A 17373-nucleotide genomic window follows, 5' to 3' on the forward strand; every position below is an offset into this window, starting at 1 on the left:
AATCTTGTTTCATTATTTTTCGTCAGCACGGCTTCAGCCATTTGAGGATTTTTGTTGGCGGGCAGTGCGTCATCCACGTTAAAATGTGCGTGATGTCAAAATTTTGTTACGTCAGTAGCGTAGAAAGCTTGCATAAAGGACGTAATAGAATGAGACTTTTGAAACGTTTCAGCGGGATTTTTTTTGAAACGCCCTAATCATCACCACATTTTTTTCTCATAAAAGCTGAAACGATTCAACTTTCAGCAAGAGAGGAGCGCCATGTTCCAGTTGTCACAGCAAGATATTCATTTGGGCGCAGCGGCAAGTAATAAGCAGGAAGCTATCCAGCTTGTTGCTTCAGCACTGACCGCTGCCGGGTGCGTTAACGCAGGGTATGTCGACGGCATGCTACAGCGCGAACAGCAAACATCTACTTATTTGGGAAGCGGCATTGCTATCCCTCACGGTACAACCGATACCCGCGATTTGGTATTGAAGACCGGAGTTCAAGTATTTCAGTTTCCTCAGGGTATCGCCTGGGGTGAAGACCAAACCGCCTATGTGGTATTAGGCATTGCAGCCCGCTCTGATGAGCATCTGGCTTTACTGCGTCAGCTGACTCACGTCCTGAGCGACGATCGCGTAGCGGCACTGCTGGCAAGCACAACCTCAGCAGAAGAACTGCGTAGCCTGCTGATGGGCGAGCAGCAATTGGCGGAGTTCCGCTTTGACACCTCGCTGATTGCGCTAGATGTAGCGACCGATAATCTGCTGACACTTCAGGCGCTGAACGCCGGTCGTCTTCAGCAGGTCGGTGCAGCTGATGCCAGCTTTGTCAGCACTACCGTCAGCAACAAACCGCTGAATCTGGGACAAGGAGTGTGGTTCAGCGATAGCGCTATCGGTAACCTCAGCAGCGCGGCTGCGGTGGCACGTCCGGCTGCGCCTTTCAGCGTTGACGGTGAAAACGTGGCCTTGTTGGTGACGGTTGCAGCGGCTGACGATCAGGCTTTTGCGCCTATCGATTACTTGAGCAACTTGCTGATTACGCAAAAAGCGGAACGCCTGCTGACGGCTGATGCGCCGACGCTGCTGGCACTCTTGACCAGCGACGTACCGGAAGAAAGCGAAGTGCTGACGGCAGAATTTACCATTCGTAACGAACACGGCCTGCACGCCCGTCCGGGCACCATGCTGGTGAACGTGATCAAACAGTTCACCAGTGAGATTACGGTGACCAATCTGGATGGTACCGGCAAACCGGCAAATGGCCGCAGCCTGATGAAAGTCGTCGCGCTGGGCGTGAAAAAAGGTCACAAACTGCGTTTCACCGCCAGCGGTAGCGATGCGGAGCAAGCACTTGCCGCTATTGGCGACGCGATTACGTCCGGTTTGGGCGAGGGGGCAGCATGAGCAGGAGAGTAGCCACAATCACCCTGAATCCAGCTTACGATCTGGTTGGCTATTGCCCGGAAGTTGAGAAAGGCGAAGTCAATCTGGTTCAGACAGCGGGTCTGCACGCCGCAGGTAAAGGTATCAACGTTGCCAAGGTGCTGAAAGATCTCGGGATTGATGTCACGGTAGGTGGCTTTCTGGGTAAAGACAATCAGGATGGTTTTCAGCAATTGTTCAGCGAGCTGGGCATTGCCAACCGTTTCCAGGTTGTGCCAGGACGTACGCGTATTAATGTCAAATTAACGGAAAAAGATGGCGATGTAACCGACTTCAACTTTTCCGGTTTTGAAGTGACACAGCAAGATTGGCAGCGTTTCGTCAATGATTCGCTGAGCTGGCTCGGACAGTTCGACATGGTCGCGGTGAGCGGTAGTTTGCCTGCTGGCGTCGATCCTGATGCATTTACCGACTGGATGTCTCGTCTGCGCACGCAGTGTCCTTGCATTATTTTCGACAGCAGCCGTGAAGCGCTGGTGGCGGGACTGAAGGCCTCTCCTTGGTTGGTGAAACCGAACCGCCGGGAGCTGGAAATATGGGCTGGGCGTAAATTACCTACGCTGGCTGATGTGGTGGATGCCGCTCACGCGCTGCGTGAACAGGGTATCGCGCATGTTGTGATCTCACTGGGTGCGGAAGGTGCGCTGTGGGTGAATGCATCTGGCGCGTGGCTGGCAAAACCACCTGCCTGTGATGTGGTAAGTACGGTAGGGGCGGGCGACTCCATGGTTGGGGGGTTGATTTATGGCTTATTAATGCGTGAGTCCAGTGAGCACACTCTGCGTTTGGCTACGGCGGTTTCGGCTCTGGCCGTCAGCCAAAGTAATGTAGGTATTACCGATCGTCCTCAGTTGGCCGCAATGATGGCGCGTGTCGACCTAAAACCCTTTAACTGATACAGCAGGAGACAAACAATGAAAACGCTGCTGATTTTGGATAAATCACTGGGCCTGGCGAGAAGCCAACTAGTGAAGAACCTACTCGGCGCTGCCGCTGCGAAAGCAGGGGTGACGTTTACAGAACACGCTAACGATGCTGAACTGGCGATCGTTCTGGGTGCATCCGCTGCGGCGGACAGCGCACTGAATGGCAAGCAGGTTTATGTCGGTGATATCGAACTGGCTGTTTCGCAGCCGGAAGCCTTTTGGGCGAAAGCGCAGGCTGAAGCAACGGCGTATCAGGCCGTCGCGTCAGCTTCCGTTCAGCCACCCGTTGCAGCCAAGCGTATTGTTGCGATAACGGCGTGCCCGACTGGCGTCGCGCATACGTTTATGGCGGCAGAAGCGATTGAAAGCGAAGCAAAAAAACGCGGCTGGTGGGTTAAGGTTGAAACACGCGGATCCGTTGGCGCAGGTAATACGATTACCCCAGAAGAAGTGGAACAGGCCGATCTGGTGATCGTCGCTGCGGATATTGAAGTCGATCTGGCGAAGTTTGCCGGTAAGAAGATGTATCGCACGTCGACGGGTCTGGCACTGAAAAAGACGGCGCAAGAATTAGATAAAGCGCAGGCTGAGGCTAAAGTGTATCAGTCATCCGGGCAAGCTGGCGCGTCAAGCGCGAGCGAGTCTGGTCAGAAAGGCGGAGCAGGCCCGTATCGTCACCTGCTGACCGGCGTGTCTTACATGCTGCCTATGGTGGTGGCGGGCGGCCTGTGTATCGCACTGTCGTTTGTCTTTGGTATTGAAGCCTTTAAACAGGAAGGTACGCTGGCAGCAGCGCTGATGAAGATCGGCGGCGGTTCTGCCTTTGCGCTGATGGTGCCGGTGTTGGCAGGCTATATCGCTTTCTCCATTGCGGATCGTCCGGGTTTAACGCCGGGTCTGGTTGGCGGGATGTTGGCGGTGAGTACAGGTGCGGGCTTCCTCGGCGGTATCATTGCCGGTTTCCTTGCGGGTTACATTGCCAGAGCAATCAACAATAAATTGACTCTGCCGCAAAGTTTGACTGCGCTAAAACCGATCCTGATCATTCCGCTGTTCGCTACCTTGATCACCGGTCTTATCATGATTTACGTCGTCGGTACCCCGGTGGCGAAAATCCTGACTGGCCTGACTGGCTGGCTGCAATCTATGGGCACGGCGAATGCGGTGATTCTGGGGGCGATTCTGGGTGCGATGATGTGTACGGATATGGGCGGCCCGGTTAACAAAGTGGCCTACGTTTTCGGTACCACCTTACTCAGTAGCCAGATTTACGCGCCGATGGCAGCTGTCATGGCTGCGGGTATGGTGCCACCGTTGGCGATGGGTCTGGCAACCGTGCTGGCAAGCAAGAAATTTAACCCGACCGAACGTGAAGGCGGCAAAGCAGCGTTTGTGCTGGGCCTGTGCTTTATTTCCGAAGGGGCGATTCCTTACGCCGCGCGTGATCCAATGCGCGTTCTGCCTTGCTGTATCATTGGTGGTGCACTGACCGGTGCACTGTCTATGGCGGTGGGTGCTAAGTTAATGGCACCACACGGTGGTCTGTTCGTACTGTTGATTCCTGGTGCGATTACCCCGGTCATTGGCTATCTGTTAGCGATCATTGCGGGAACGGCGGTAGCTGGTGTGCTGTATGCACTGCTGAAACGCTCTGATGAGCAACTGGCGAAAGCGGCATAAGCCTGATTATCGTTATAAATTTCACGATGCAGGATGATAGCGGGGAAAGTTAACCGTCACACCTGCAAAGTGAAGAAAGCGTACTGCCATAACACAAGGATGTGGATGAGATAGCGCCAGTTGGTATTCACCAATTGGCGCTTTTTTTATGTATATACTCGTCATACTTCAAGTTGCATGTGCGTTGGCTACGTTCATTCACCCGAATCACTTACTTGAGTAAGCTCATCGGGATTCCCTCTCTTGCCGCCTTCCTGAAACTTGAATTATTTAGAGTATAATCAGTACTGGGCTTCAGACTTGAGCCAGGCGATTTCGTCGGCCCAGATGTCGGGATTGACTGTTTCCAGAATCATCGGAATACCGTCAAAACGGGTGTCTTTCATGATGTAGCTGAAAGCGGTTTTGCCAATATTACCTTCTCCGAGACTGTGGTGTCGGTCAACTCGGCTGCCGAACGCGCTTTTCGCATCATTCAAATGCATTCCGCGTAGATAGCGGAACCCAACAATGCGATCGAACTCAGCAAAGGTCGCTTCGCAATCCGCTTCTGTTCGCAGATCGTACCCGCCAGCGAAGGCGTGGCAGGTATCGATACAGACGCCGACACGGCTTTTATCTTCCACGCCATCGATGATGGCCGCCAGATGTTCAAAACGGAAACCCAGATTACTGCCTTGTCCGGCGGTATTTTCAATTACGGCGGTGACACCGTCCGTTTCCGCCAGCGCGATGTTGATGGACTCGGCAATACGTGCCAGACAGTCCGCTACCTCGATCTGCTTCAGATGGCTACCGGGATGAAAGTTCATCAGGCTCAGCCCAAGCTGTTGGCAGCGGGACATTTCGTCAATAAACGCGATGCGTGATTTCTCCAGCGCTTCCTCGTCTGGGTGACCCAAATTAATCAAATAGCTGTCGTGGGGCAGAATCTGTGCCGACGTATAGGCGTACTGTTCACACGCGGCTTTAAAACGGTCAATGACCTCTGCACTGAGTGCGGCAGCCTGCCATTGGCGCTGGTTCTTGGTAAATAAGGCGAAAGCGGTCGCCTTTATCTCATGCGCGCGAATCACGGCCTGATCGACACCGCCTGCTGCGCTAACGTGCGCTCCGATGTATTTCATGTTGGTCTCCTCTATAACGAAGACATTATGGCATCGTCATGCATACCCGTCATACTTCAAGTTGCATGTGCGTTGGCTGCGCTTACTCACCCGAATCACTTACTTGAGTAAGCTCATCGGGATTCGCTCACTTGCCGCCTGCCTGCAACCCGAATTATTTAGGGTATGGGTTAATCAGACGTTAATGGGTAAATAATTTATCGTTAGCTGAATAAGTGTTCGAAGAACAGGTTGATTCCCGCACCACCGATCACCAGCCAGATAAACAGAATAAGTGCCAGCAGTAGCGGTTTTGCTCCTGCCTGACGGATGGCGCTGAATTGGGTAGTCAGGCCTAACGCCACCATCGCCATCGTCAGTAGTACATTATCAAGTTGAACTAACTGGGTGACGAGTGTCGGAGAAAGTAGCGGGAAAGAATTGAAGGCGGCCACGGCAATGAATCCCAAGGCAAACCACGGGAACATCAGTGGAACAGCGTCTTCTGCATCACGTTTTTGCGTGTTTTTTTTCAGGAAGAACCCGAGTATGAGAAGGAAAGGTGCCAGCATCATCACGCGCAGCATTTTGCTGATAACGGCGATGTTTTCCGTCGCGCCATCAACGGCATGCCCAGCGGCAACGGCCTGAGCGACTTCATGTATTGTTGAACCAAAATACAGGCCGACGATCTGCGGTGTAGCTTCAATCCACTGATGTTCGAGATTGAGTTGATAGAGCCACGGATACAAAAACATGGCTGTCGTACCGAAGATCACCACGGTGGAAACCGCGACGGCAATAGTATTGCCAGCGGCTTTAACAACGGGGGCTGTTGCCATTATCGCCGCCGCACCGCAGATGCTGCTGCCAGCACCGATGAGAATCACCGTCTCATTGTCGAGCTTCAGCCAGCGCTTGCCAATCCAACAGGCGAGCAAAAATGTTAGCGTGACGACGGTAAGATCGACGGCGATACCCGTAAAGCCGACGGCAGCAACTTGCTGAAAGCTGAGACGAAAACCATAAAGTATGATGCCCCAGCGGAGTAAGTGCTGCTTGGCCCACTGCACACCGGGATCGCACAGAGGATGAATTCGCGGATAAACGCTATTCCCCAGCACGATCCCAGTTAGGATCGCTAATGTCAGTGAGCCGGGTCCCCAGTGGGCGATTTTCGGAATATTTGCCAGCCAGAGAAGTGAAAAAGTTATTAAACTTACTAACAACAGGCCAGGTAATCGCGCTTTTGCTCCATTGGGTGGTGCTATCGCTTGTAATGTCGCAGGAAGAGCCATGGGTTTGGTGCCTATTCTGACCGTACCGAATTGAGAAGCCAGCTTATAATCCATGAGATTAAAAGAGAAATTGATTATATATTTATAACCTATAAGTATTTCAGATAAAGAGCGCACTATGCATATCACGTTACGTCAACTGGAAGTCTTTGCCGAAGTCCTGAAAAGTGGTTCAACGACACAGGCCTCCGTTGTGCTTTCACTTTCTCAATCGGCAGTCAGCGCTGCTCTGGCGGATTTAGAAGGGCAGCTGGGTGTTCAACTTTTCGACCGCGTGGGTAAACGTCTGGTTGTTAATGAGCATGGCCGCCTGCTGTACCCCAAGGCGCTGGCATTGCTTGAACAGTCGATAGAAATTGAGCAGCTCTTCCGGCGTGATAATGGAGCACTGCGTATTTATGCCAGCAGTACTATTGGCAACTATCTATTGCCTGCGATGATTGCCCGCTATCGCCATGACTACCCTGAAATTCCGCTGGAACTGCATGTCGGCAATACGCAAGATGTGATCACCCGCGTGTCTGAATTTAGTGTCGATTTGGGCTTGATCGAAGGCCCTTGCCATCACCCTCATTTAATTACGCAGCCCTGGCTGGAAGATGAACTGGTGGTATTTTGTTCTCCCGAGTATCCGCTCAGCCGGGGGACGGTATCATTAGCGGCGCTGGCGGATGCCCACTGGATCCTGCGTGAGCGCGGTTCAGGCACGCGTGAAGTGCTGGATCATCTGTTGTTGACGCACCTGTCACATTTCCATCTGGTGATGGAATTAGGTAATTCGGAGGCAATTAAACATGCGGTTCGCCATGGAATTGGTATCAGTTGCCTGTCACGGCATGTGATTGCTGAACAGCTGGCGTCAGGCTCGTTGGTGGAATTGAAGGTGCCGTTGCCTAAACTCACGCGGACGCTGTATTTGGTACACCACCGACAGAAACATCTTTCAAATGTGTTACAGCGTTTCCTGAGTTATTGCTGTGAAATGCCATAGTGAAAATATTTTCTGCTGCTAATAATCGGGCGTGAGTTATTAAGCTCTCTTATAACTCGACGATCTTAACTATCCAGTACAACGCTATTTGCTACAATCCCGCCTCGATTTTTAGCACGAGCACGCAGGATAACAATGGCTCAGCACGATATTCAACAAACTACACAGGGCGCACCGACCCTGCGCCGTGAACTGAAAGCGCGGCATTTAACGATGATCGCCATTGGCGGATCGATTGGTACCGGGTTATTTGTCGCTTCTGGTGCGACGGTTTCACAAGCGGGTCCCGGTGGTGCACTCCTGTCTTATGCCCTGATTGGGCTGATGGTTTACTTCCTGATGACGAGCCTAGGCGAACTGGCGGCATTCATGCCAGTTTCTGGTTCATTTTCTACCTACGGATCTCGCTATGTTGAGGAAGGTTTCGGCTTCGCATTGGGCTGGAACTATTGGTACAACTGGGCGGTGACCATTGCGGTCGATCTGGTCGCTGCGCAACTGGTGATGGGATATTGGTTCCCTGAAGTCTCCGGCTGGATCTGGAGCGCTTTGTTTCTGGCGCTGATGTTCCTACTTAATTACATTTCCGTGAAAGGGTTTGGCGAAGCCGAGTATTGGTTCTCACTGATTAAAGTGACGACGGTCATTATTTTCATTGCTGTGGGTGTGATGATGATTACGGGCATCATGAGCGGTGCGGAAAATGCTGGATTCCACAACTGGGAGATTGGCGATGCACCGTTTGCTGGTGGCTTCTCCGCCATGATCGGCGTGGCGATGATCGTGGGTTTTTCTTTCCAGGGAACGGAACTGATCGGTGTGGCTGCTGGGGAGTCCCAGGAACCGAGCAAAAACATTCCGCGTGCCATCCGTCAGGTTTTCTGGCGTATCCTGCTGTTTTACATCTTCGCGATTCTGATTATCAGCTTAATCATTCCGTATACCGATCCGAACCTGCTGCGTAATGATGTGAAAGACATTACGGTGAGTCCGTTCACGCTGGTGTTTGAGAATGCGGGTCTGTTGTCTGCCGCTGCGGTCATGAATGCGGTCATCTTGACGGCGGTGTTGTCGGCGGGTAACTCCGGGATGTACGCCTCTACACGTATGCTGTTTACGCTGGCATCGGAAGGTAAAGCGCCGCGTATTTTCGCTAAGCTGTCAAAAGGGGGTGTGCCACGTAATGCGCTGTATGCAACAACCGTGGTGGCTGCGCTGTGTTTCCTGTCTTCTCTGTATGGTAACCAAACGGTTTATCTGTGGTTGTTGAATACCTCGGGAATGACCGGCTTTATTGCTTGGCTAGGGATCGCGATCAGCCATTACCGTTTCCGTCGCGGCTATGTTATGCAAGGCCACGATCTGAACCGTCTGCCTTATCAGTCGCGTTTCTTCCCGTTAGGGCCGATCTTCGCCTTTGTGCTCTGCCTGATCATCACATTGGGGCAGAATTATCAGGCGTTTCTGCAAGACAACATCGACTGGTATGGCGTCACGGCAACCTACATCGGCATTCCGTTGTTCCTGCTGATTTGGTTCGGCTATAAGCTGTATCGTGGAACGGGCTTCATCAAGTATCAGGATATGACGTTCCCGGATCATAAAGACTAATCGCTAGCATACCGTTAACGGGCGATTCCCTGATGGGGGTCGCCTTTTTTATTGATTTTTTTTCGTTTTCGCACTGTCCTTCATACTTCCTCTTATATTGATGTGTTGATTTATATCAAATTTATTCACCTTGATTTACCGGGTTATTTTACATTAACTCGATTTAATAATTGTTTTTTTAATTTAATTATTTGTTTTTTATGAATAAATTCCACATCAATTTCATTCCTTATTGCGCATGCAAATGATTTTAATTTTCATTTACAATTATTATTTGCTCATTACAATGTGTTGAACAAAAAAACTCAATGTAAATCATCCGTTCTGAGGACACAGACGCATGGCAATAAATATAAGAAAATCGGTGGCATTGGCGCTGGTTACAATGGCAACGACACCCGTTATCGCCGCACAGGACGATACGATGGTTGTGACGGCTTCGGGTTATGAACAAAAAATCACCGAAGCGGCCGCGAGTATTTCGGTTGTTGGTCATGATGAACTGACTAAACGTAAATATAACGATCTTGGTGAAGCACTCAGTGACGTAGAAGGAGTTGATGTACGAAGCTCAACGGGTAAAACAGGTGGCCTAGACATCAGCATTCGCGGTATGCCAAGTGACTATACGCTGATTCTGGTTGATGGTATTCGCCAGAACGGCTCATCAGATGTCACGCCGAATGGGTTTGGTACAATGAACACCGGCTTTATTCCACCGTTGGCGGCGATAGAGCGTATTGAAGTTATCCGCGGGCCGATGTCAACGTTATATGGTTCTGATGCGATGGGTGGCGTGGTAAATATCATCACCAAAAAAGCGTCGAAAGAGTGGGTCGGAAATATCACTCTGGATCATACTTTTCAGGAGGACAGAGACTATGGTGACGCGTCCAAGTTCTCGATTTATTCCAGCGGTGCGTTGATCGAAGACAAACTGGGGCTCGCCCTGCGCGGCAACATCTTACGCCGCGATGCATCAGAAGTTAGTTCGTCCTCAACCGGACAGGAGCTCAGTATGCGTGGTCCGAATCCAGTTAAGTCTGACAATTACCTTTTGGGTGGTAAGTTATCCTGGCTGCTGGATAGTCGTAATACCCTGTGGCTGGATGGTGAAGTCTCCAACCAGAAATATGATAACAAGGAAGAACAACTCGGTGCGCTGGGAGCTGGTACTGCGGCTCGGGGCGGCGGTTATGAAGATACACTGCGTTATGAGCGTCGCAAGGTTACGCTGGGTAGCGATAATCAGCTCGATTTTGGTACATGGAATTCGAGCTTGTCCTTCAACCAGACAGAGAACAAGGGACGGTTGATTCCTCGTTCTACGGTGCCGGCAGGGTCAACAGCCTCAGGGCAAAAGCGCGAGCTAAAAAATACCAACTACATTCTTGATACGAAACTGGTTAGCCCACTAGGTGACAGTCATTTAGTGACGCTGGGTGGGCAGTACTGGAATGCCGTCATGAAAGATGGAATTGTTCTGGCGAATACGGGTGAGAAATTCGAACAGAATTCGTGGTCGCTCTTTGCTGAAGATGAATGGCGCATTGTTGATTCGCTAGCGTTAACCACAGGCGCTCGTTATGAGCATCATGAAGCGTTCGGTGGCCATGTTAGCCCACGTGCTTATCTCGTGTGGAATGCGTTGGATGAATTAACGATTAAAGGTGGGGTGAGCACAGGCTACAAGACGCCATCGTTGGCTCGGTTACATAACGGCATAAGTGGCGTAACGGGGCAGGGTACGATCAATACGATTGGTAACCCTAACCTGAAGCCGGAAGAAAGCGTGAATACGGAACTGGGGGCATACTATGAGCATTTTAGTGGTTTCTCTACTAACGCTACGCTTTTCCATAACCGCTTCCGTAATAAGATCGATAGTTACGAAATTGATACGGTAACGTCTAGCTATCGCAATATTGGTAAAGCGAACACGCAAGGTCTGGAGTTGGGATCGACTATCCCTCTATGGTCAGACAACTGGACGCTGAACGTGAATTACACCTTTACTGACAGCGAGCAGAAAGGCGGAGAAAATCCCGGTGCCCGTTTGACCAATACGCCTAAGCACATGGCCAATGCGCGTTTAAACTGGAGTGTGAACGAGCAGTTGAGTACCTGGCTTAAAGCGGAATATCGAGGCAAAACGGCTCGTTTCACGGAAAATTATGACCAACTCAGTGATGCAAACAAGGTTGTTCATGACAATCTTGGCTCGGATTTCAAATCATTCACCGTCGTGAACCTCGGCGGATCGTATAAGATATCCAAAGATGTAACATTGAACGGATCGGTTAATAACCTGTTGGACAAAGATTTCACCAAGACCTATGTCCTCCCGGTCGGAACGGGTACGACAACAGCGGGTGATTACTTTACATCAAGTCAGGTCACTACAGGTTCCGTAGTACCAGGTCGTAATTACTGGGTATCGGTAAACGTCAACTTCTGATGAAACAGCGCCCCGGAATGAGTCAAGCTCGTTCCGGGGTATAATGATTCTCACTCCGCTTCCTTCCCCCTCTAAAGACACTGCATCATTTCTGAGGTTTTTCTCGCGCATTTATTCTTGCTGATTAACGACCAGGTTTTGCTATCACCCTTATTATTCCCTCCCTTTGCCAGCATCATGAGAACAATGAGTGAATATCATCAGCACTTATTTTTTTGTGATATTTCTGAATATCGACGATAACAATGTCGATGAATGAAATTCATTATATTAGGTATTGTTAATTGCTTTAATGCTGACTACGCTTCACGTTAGGGAGTGATGGATTTCCGATGAGGCAGGAAGTGTAACGTTATTAATACGTTCGTTGTCTTGTGTCATACAGAGAATTTAATTCATTATTTTTGTATGAGAATACCTGTCGTGATTGCCGACTGCGGAACCCTTGATATCTGCAATCGGAGATCGATGTATGAATAGCAACCAGGGCGCGATGATGTTAAAAATTACCTTTTTGGATAAAGGCTCACTGCCTGAAACCATTTTCCTGAAAAAGACGAGTTTTAGGCGTCCACAATGCCGCCATGAATGGATTGAATATAGCCATACCTCACCCGATCAAGTTATCGCCCGAGCAAAAGACACCCACGTTATCATCACAAATAAAACGCTATTAACGCGCGAGACCTTAGCCGCGTTGCCTGCGCTGAAGCTGATTGCTGTGACAGCAACAGGAACCGACAATATCGATCTTGCGGCTGCTAAAGAACTGGGGATCACGGTCAAAAACGTACCGGGCTACTCGACGCAAGCCGTGTCCGAGCACGTTATTGCCATGATGTTCGCGCTGAAGCACAGCATTATGGCATGGTACCGCGATCAATTGAGCGATCGCTGGGCCAGCCAGTCGCAATTTTCTTACTTTGATCATCCGGTCAAGGATATCGCAGGCTCTACGCTTGGCATCATCGGTGCAGGGACGATTGGACGGGAAGTTGCACGTCTTGCTCTGGCGCTGGGGATGAAGGTGATTTTTGCCGAGCACAGAGGGGTATCACTGTGTCGTGCTGGGTATCTGCCGTTTGAGGAGGTTCTGCGGCTGGCTGATGTGATTTCACTCAACTGCCCGCTAAATGCGAGTACGCAGCATCTGATTAATTCAGAGACGCTCGCGTTGTGTAAGCCAACCGCGTTTATTATTAACACCGCCAGAGGCGGGTTAATTGACGAGCGCGCGTTGGCAGCGGTATTGCTCCAGCGTGGCATTGCTGGCGCAGCGCTAGACTGTCTGACGCAGGAGCCGCCGGAAAAAGACAATCCGTTGATGGTTGCGGCGAAAACCCTACCTAATCTTCTGATTACTCCGCATATCTCCTGGACGTCCGCCTCATCGCTGCAATTGTTGATGGAAAAGACGATTGAAAATATTGATGAGTATGTTCAGCAGAACGGACATAGATAAATATACCCGTCATACTTCAAGCTGCTTGTGCGTTGTCTGCCCTTACTCACCCCAGTCACTTACTTGTGTAAGCTCCTGGGGGCTCGCTCGGTTGCCGCCTTCACGCAACTCGAATTATTTAGGGTATAGAGGTAATTTGATTTAGCCGGGTATGAGGGAATATTTCCCGGCAGCTAAAATATGATATTCATCAATTTTAATTCATTACTAAAATTGAACGTTTTAGCGGGGCGAATCTTTCGTAATCTATTGTCTGCTTAACTTTTTATATCCAGTGAAGATGGGAATAGCGATGCGCCTGTATTAATGTAGCGATCTATCCTTTGTGATTATTCTTATGTTAATTTTATTTTTATAGTAAATGCTCACCTATAAATAATAACGTAAGTAAATAATGTCATGTATGTGGTGACTTTTGTCTGCGGCAACCAGCCTGTTTCCCCGTGTATCTCGGTGCTTAAACGATGGGTATTCGTTTAGTGAGGGACGGTATTAGCGGGCTGAATGGCGAATCCGCCCCGAATTCGGATGAATGGGGCGGAAGCGAGAAGTCTCAGCGTTTCTGGATATACGTCATTGCCAACGCGAGCGCGAGAACCAGACCTTTGATGATATCCATGGCGTAATAAGGCACGGAGAGCATCACAAGACCATTCTGCAAGACGCCAAGAATGACGGCACCGAGCAGTGTACCCAGCGCATTCGGCTTACCGGATCCCGCCAGTGAGAAACCGATATATGCCGCAGCAACAGCATCCATTAAATAGCCGCCCCCAGCATTGACCTGTGAAGAACCGATGCGTGATGCGAGTAGGATGCCGCCCAGCGCTGCGAGTAAGGAAGAGAATACATACGCCTGTACCCGATAACGCGCTGTGCGAATGCCCGCCAGTCGAGCGGCTTCTGGGTTGCCGCCGATGGCATACATCCGGCGACCGTGCTTGGTAAGGGACAGATACAACTGCACCAGTACCGTCACCGCCAGCATAATGACAACAATCACCGGCACCTGACCTAGCGTGGCAAAGAACTCAGGAATGACACCTTCTGCCATTTCACCACTGGGCAACACCATGTTCTGCGTGATGGAACCGCCATAGCTGTACGTCATCGCCACGCCCTGAATGACGAACAGACTGGCGAGCGTCGCCAGCATATCGGGAATCTTCAGCACAACGATGAGAAAAGCGTTGAATAGCCCGACCAGCGTACACAGCAGGAGCGTCAAAACAATCGCGCCAGTGGTGCCGAACCCATGCCAGACAAAGAGGGAGATAACCAGAGCGTTGGCCAACGATGCCGTTGATCCCACGGAAAGGTCAAACCCGCCAACGGACAGTGAAATGGAGACGCCAATCGCAATCACCGTGACGATGGCGATAGAACGCAAAATATTGATGATGTTATACGGGTCGAGAAAATTTTCCGACGCGAGTCCAAAAAGTGCAATCAGTGCGACGACCGTGATCAGCATGCCCCACTTATAGAGAAACTCGAAAACGTGGTGACGGAAGGGGATCGCCCCGTTAGATGAAAGTGGGTGACTCACGTGGGAGTTCCTCCAGTTGAATATAAAAGTAGGGTTTCTTCGTCAATCTCAGCGGCGTTTAGCTCTGCGACAATCCGGCCATCCCATAGCACGCAGATGCGATCGCAGAGACCGACAAGTTCGGAAAACTCGCCCGACGCATAAATAATGCCTTTACCCTGTCGTGCGAGGCCGTCAATCAGCGTGAACAAGTCCTGCTTGGCCTTGATATCGACGCCTTTGGTGGGTTCATCAAAAATCAGAACCTGTGCTTCACTGCGTAGCCACTTGCCAATGGCGACTTTTTGTTGATTCCCACCCGACAGGCGTGCGAGCTTTTGCGCTGGGCCGGTGGTGCGAACCGCAAGCCGCTCAACAATCTGTTTCGCCCAGCGCAATGCCTTGCCACGATTGAATATTCCCCAGAGGGAAAAGCTGTCTGTGGCCGTGATGCTGAGATTCATGGTGACGGATTCATCAATAAAAATGCCTTCCTTGCGCCGCTCTTCAGGAACCAGTGCCAGACCTTGCTCGACGGATTGATGAGGCGAATGAGGTTGCCAGGGTTTGCCGCGATATTTACCTTGCGCTATCTGGCAGGGTTCTGCGCCGAATAGTGCTTTACACAACTCGGTTTTACCCGCACCGGCCAGCCCGGCAATGCCCAGAATTTCCCCTTTGTGCAGCGTGAGCGAAATATTGTGCAGCAGCGTCTCGTCGTGCAAACCGATGACCTGAAGCAGCGGCTCTTCTGAAGGTGTGGTACGGCGCGGTGGGAAGATATCGTCAAGCCGATGCCCCAGCATTCTCTCTACAATCTCTTCGCCGCTCAGCCCCTGCATCACGCCACTGCTAACAAACTCGCCGTCACGCAGAACGGTCAAGGTATCGCAGATTTCGCTCAGTTCATGAATACGATGGGAAATGAATACGATCCCGATGCCATCGGCCTGTAAGCGACGAACCACCTGAAAGAGACGCGCACTTTCAGCCTGATCCAGCGGGGCGGTGGGTTCATCTAAAATCAGGAAGCGACACTCGTGGGATAACGCACGGGCGAGTAGAATTTGCTGTTTTTCGGCCAGCGAGCAGGTATCCAGACGTTGGCGAACATTGAGGGGAACGCCAAGTTGGTCAAGCAGCGCCTGCGCCTGACTGTATATCTGCGGCCAATTCAGTAGATGCCCGTCCTGTGCCAGCGTATCCAGCATAATGTTTTCCGCCACGGACAGCGTGGGAACCAACGCGACATCGACTTCCTGCTGCACCAGATGAATGCCGTACCGCTTGGCATCACGCGGCGAATGGATATCGACCAGCTTACCATTAATCAGAATATCGCCCTGATAGTGATCGTAAGCGCCCGATAGGATCGTCATCAGCGTGGATTTTCCCGCACCGTTTGCGCCGGTCAGGGCATGAATCGAACCACCTTCCAATGTGAAGTTAACCTGCTTGAGGGCGTGGAAACCAGAAAAGGAGATGGAAATGTTGCGCATCTCCAGTCGGCTTTGGGAGGTAGAGGTCATGGTCGGCAACGCTCTTGGCGGTTAAGGTCATGAAATAACGGAAAAGAAAGGTAGCATATATCCCAGAGAATTTAATACAGCTTCACGTGTTTGAGAGTCGCTGGCTATGAACGAAAAGGCATAAATTAAATAAAAAAGTTCTTAATCTGCGGCAAGCAAGTGAATAAAATGGAATTATCAAAAGGGTAGAGCAGTAGCAAACATAAGATAAGAGCCGTGCTCAAGATAAGTGGCGGCGAGGAATGTTCAAACATGCACACAACGACCGTTCGCGTACAGGTTGGCCCTGCCAACTATTTTTCCTTTCCCGGTGCTATCGATAAGTTGCTGGAGTTTTACCCGCCAGAGGTGCTGAAAAACGCGCTGTGGATTTATGGTGAGCGTGCGATTGCAGCGGCTCGGCCCTATTTACCGGCCGAGTTTGAAGCACCTTCAGCCCGACGTGTTCAATTTAGTGCGCATTGCAGTGAGGGTGAAGTGGCAAAACTGGTCGCGCAAGCGGGCGATGACTGTCAGGTTGTCATCGGTGTCGGCGGCGGCGCTGTACTGGATACCGCGAAGGTCGCTGCGCGTCATATCGGCGTGCCGCTGGTAGCCATTCCGACTATTGCGGCAACCTGTGCAGCCTGGACGCCGCTGTCCGTCTGGTATAACGATGCCGGACAGGCACTGCGTTTTGAAATTTTTCCCGATGCTAACCATCTGGTACTGGTGGAGCCGCGGATTATGCTCGCAGCGCCGGTGGAATACCTACTGGCAGGGGTCGGCGATACGCTGGCGAAGTGGTATGAAGCCGTGGTTCTCAGCCCCCAGCCTGAAACGCTGCCTCTTTCTGTTCGTTTGGGCTTACAGACTGCGCTAGATATCCGCAATGTCTTGTTGCAACAAAGTGCGGCTGCGTTAGAAGCCGTCAAGCGTGGCGAGTTGACGCAGGATTTTCTGGATGTGGTAGATGCGATCATTGCCGGGGGCGGCATGGTTGGTGGGTTGGGAGAGCGATATACTCGCGTGGCGGCGGCACATGCGGTTCATAACGGCTTGACGGTGTTGCCGCAAACCGAACGCTTTCTGCACGGCACCAAAGTGGCTTATGGCATTCTGGTGCAAAGCGCCTTGCTGGGAGATAGCGAAACGTTGCTCCAGTTGAAAGCGGCGTTCAAGGTGTTTGGTTTACCTACATCGCTGGCTGAGTTGGATGTGGATATTCACGATCGTGCTGCGCTTCAGGCCGTGATTGCACGTACTTTGCAAGCGGGGGAATCCATTCATTATCTGCCATTGTCGTTAAATGAAGACGTCTTGCTGGCAGCGTTTAACACCGTTGAGTTGAGCGGGAAATAAATAGTAGGG

General features: G+C 51.0%; 12 protein-coding genes. 8 read left to right on the forward strand and 4 right to left on the reverse strand.

Features of this window, described 5'->3' with window-relative positions:
• Nucleotides 1-261: 261 nt before the first annotated feature.
• The 3 genes from DCX48_22675 to fruA are packed head-to-tail and all read left to right on the forward strand — an operon-like array spanning nt 262 to nt 4040.
• Nucleotides 262-1395 carry a fused PTS fructose transporter subunit IIA/HPr protein gene (locus DCX48_22675; protein QXE17065.1) on the forward strand — a complete coding sequence of 378 codons (1134 nt, stop codon included), beginning with the start codon at nt 262-264 and terminating at the stop codon, nt 1393-1395.
• A complete protein-coding gene (locus DCX48_22680; GenBank protein QXE17066.1) occupies nt 1392-2330 on the forward strand; it encodes a 1-phosphofructokinase in 939 nt (312 codons plus the stop codon). The genes DCX48_22675 and DCX48_22680 overlap by 4 nt, the downstream gene beginning before the upstream one ends.
• An 18-nt stretch (nt 2331-2348) precedes the next feature.
• Nucleotides 2349-4040: a PTS fructose transporter subunit IIBC gene (gene fruA, locus DCX48_22685; protein QXE17067.1), complete on the forward strand. Its 1692-nt coding sequence runs from the start codon at nt 2349-2351 to the stop codon at nt 4038-4040.
• 281 nt (nt 4041-4321) lie between these two features.
• Here the strand turns inward: fruA and DCX48_22690 are convergent, their stop codons facing one another.
• The gene (locus DCX48_22690; protein QXE17068.1) at nt 4322-5167 is read right to left on the reverse strand and encodes a deoxyribonuclease IV; all 846 of its coding nucleotides are present in this window, start codon (nt 5165-5167) and stop codon (nt 4322-4324) included.
• Nucleotides 5168-5370: 203 nt separating this feature from the next.
• Nucleotides 5371-6444 carry a YeiH family putative sulfate export transporter gene (locus tag DCX48_22695; protein QXE17069.1) on the reverse strand — a complete coding sequence of 358 codons (1074 nt, stop codon included), beginning with the start codon at nt 6442-6444 and terminating at the stop codon, nt 5371-5373.
• Nucleotides 6445-6562: 118 nt separating this feature from the next.
• Between DCX48_22695 and DCX48_22700 the strand changes: the two genes are divergently transcribed.
• From DCX48_22700 to DCX48_22715, 4 genes are all read left to right on the forward strand, one after another.
• Nucleotides 6563-7435 carry a LysR family transcriptional regulator gene (locus DCX48_22700; protein QXE17070.1) on the forward strand — a complete coding sequence of 291 codons (873 nt, stop codon included), beginning with the start codon at nt 6563-6565 and terminating at the stop codon, nt 7433-7435.
• Nucleotides 7436-7570: 135 nt separating this feature from the next.
• Nucleotides 7571-9046: an amino acid permease gene (locus DCX48_22705; protein QXE17071.1), complete on the forward strand. Its 1476-nt coding sequence runs from the start codon at nt 7571-7573 to the stop codon at nt 9044-9046.
• Between the two features lie 340 nt (nt 9047-9386).
• On the forward strand, nt 9387-11504 hold the full coding sequence (locus DCX48_22710) for a TonB-dependent receptor (GenBank protein ID QXE17072.1): 2118 nt from the start codon (nt 9387-9389) through the stop codon (nt 11502-11504).
• A gap of 472 nt (nt 11505-11976) precedes the next feature.
• Nucleotides 11977-12966, forward strand: coding sequence for a 2-hydroxyacid dehydrogenase (locus DCX48_22715; GenBank protein QXE17073.1), 990 nt, complete (start codon nt 11977-11979; stop codon nt 12964-12966).
• 553 nt (nt 12967-13519) lie between these two features.
• Here DCX48_22715 and DCX48_22720 read toward each other — a convergent pair.
• Together DCX48_22720 and DCX48_22725 are read right to left on the reverse strand one after the other, a co-directional pair.
• The gene (locus DCX48_22720; protein QXE17074.1) at nt 13520-14515 is read right to left on the reverse strand and encodes an ABC transporter permease; all 996 of its coding nucleotides are present in this window, start codon (nt 14513-14515) and stop codon (nt 13520-13522) included.
• Entirely contained in the window at nt 14512-16023 is a 1512-nt protein-coding gene (locus DCX48_22725) for a sugar ABC transporter ATP-binding protein (protein ID QXE17075.1), read from the reverse strand. The genes DCX48_22720 and DCX48_22725 overlap by 4 nt, the downstream gene beginning before the upstream one ends.
• A gap of 252 nt (nt 16024-16275) precedes the next feature.
• Here DCX48_22725 and DCX48_22730 point away from each other — a divergent pair, with 252 nt between their 5' ends.
• Nucleotides 16276-17364 carry an oxidoreductase gene (locus DCX48_22730; GenBank protein QXE17076.1) on the forward strand — a complete coding sequence of 363 codons (1089 nt, stop codon included), beginning with the start codon at nt 16276-16278 and terminating at the stop codon, nt 17362-17364.
• Nucleotides 17365-17373 lie beyond the last annotated feature (9 nt).

Origin of the sequence: Pectobacterium atrosepticum (assembly GCA_019056595.1) — a bacterium.
Lineage (GTDB): Bacteria > Pseudomonadota > Gammaproteobacteria > Enterobacterales > Enterobacteriaceae > Pectobacterium > Pectobacterium atrosepticum.

Bases quoted from the DNA above. Each gene is read 5' to 3' on its own strand.
- DCX48_22705 (QXE17071.1), top strand. From the start codon at position 7,571: ATGGCTCAGCACGATATTCAACAAACTACACAGGGCGCACCGACCCTG.
- DCX48_22675 (QXE17065.1), top strand. From the start codon at position 262: ATGTTCCAGTTGTCACAGCAAGATATTCATTTGGGCGCAGCGGCAAGT.
- DCX48_22695 (QXE17069.1), bottom strand. From the start codon at position 6,444: ATGGCTCTTCCTGCGACATTACAAGCGATAGCACCACCCAATGGAGCA.
- DCX48_22680 (QXE17066.1), top strand. From the start codon at position 1,392: ATGAGCAGGAGAGTAGCCACAATCACCCTGAATCCAGCTTACGATCTG.
- fruA (QXE17067.1), top strand. From the start codon at position 2,349: ATGAAAACGCTGCTGATTTTGGATAAATCACTGGGCCTGGCGAGAAGC.
- DCX48_22710 (QXE17072.1), top strand. From the start codon at position 9,387: ATGGCAATAAATATAAGAAAATCGGTGGCATTGGCGCTGGTTACAATG.
- DCX48_22690 (QXE17068.1), bottom strand. From the start codon at position 5,167: ATGAAATACATCGGAGCGCACGTTAGCGCAGCAGGCGGTGTCGATCAG.
- DCX48_22715 (QXE17073.1), top strand. From the start codon at position 11,977: ATGAATAGCAACCAGGGCGCGATGATGTTAAAAATTACCTTTTTGGAT.
- DCX48_22730 (QXE17076.1), top strand. From the start codon at position 16,276: ATGCACACAACGACCGTTCGCGTACAGGTTGGCCCTGCCAACTATTTT.
- DCX48_22725 (QXE17075.1), bottom strand. From the start codon at position 16,023: ATGACCTCTACCTCCCAAAGCCGACTGGAGATGCGCAACATTTCCATC.
- DCX48_22700 (QXE17070.1), top strand. From the start codon at position 6,563: ATGCATATCACGTTACGTCAACTGGAAGTCTTTGCCGAAGTCCTGAAA.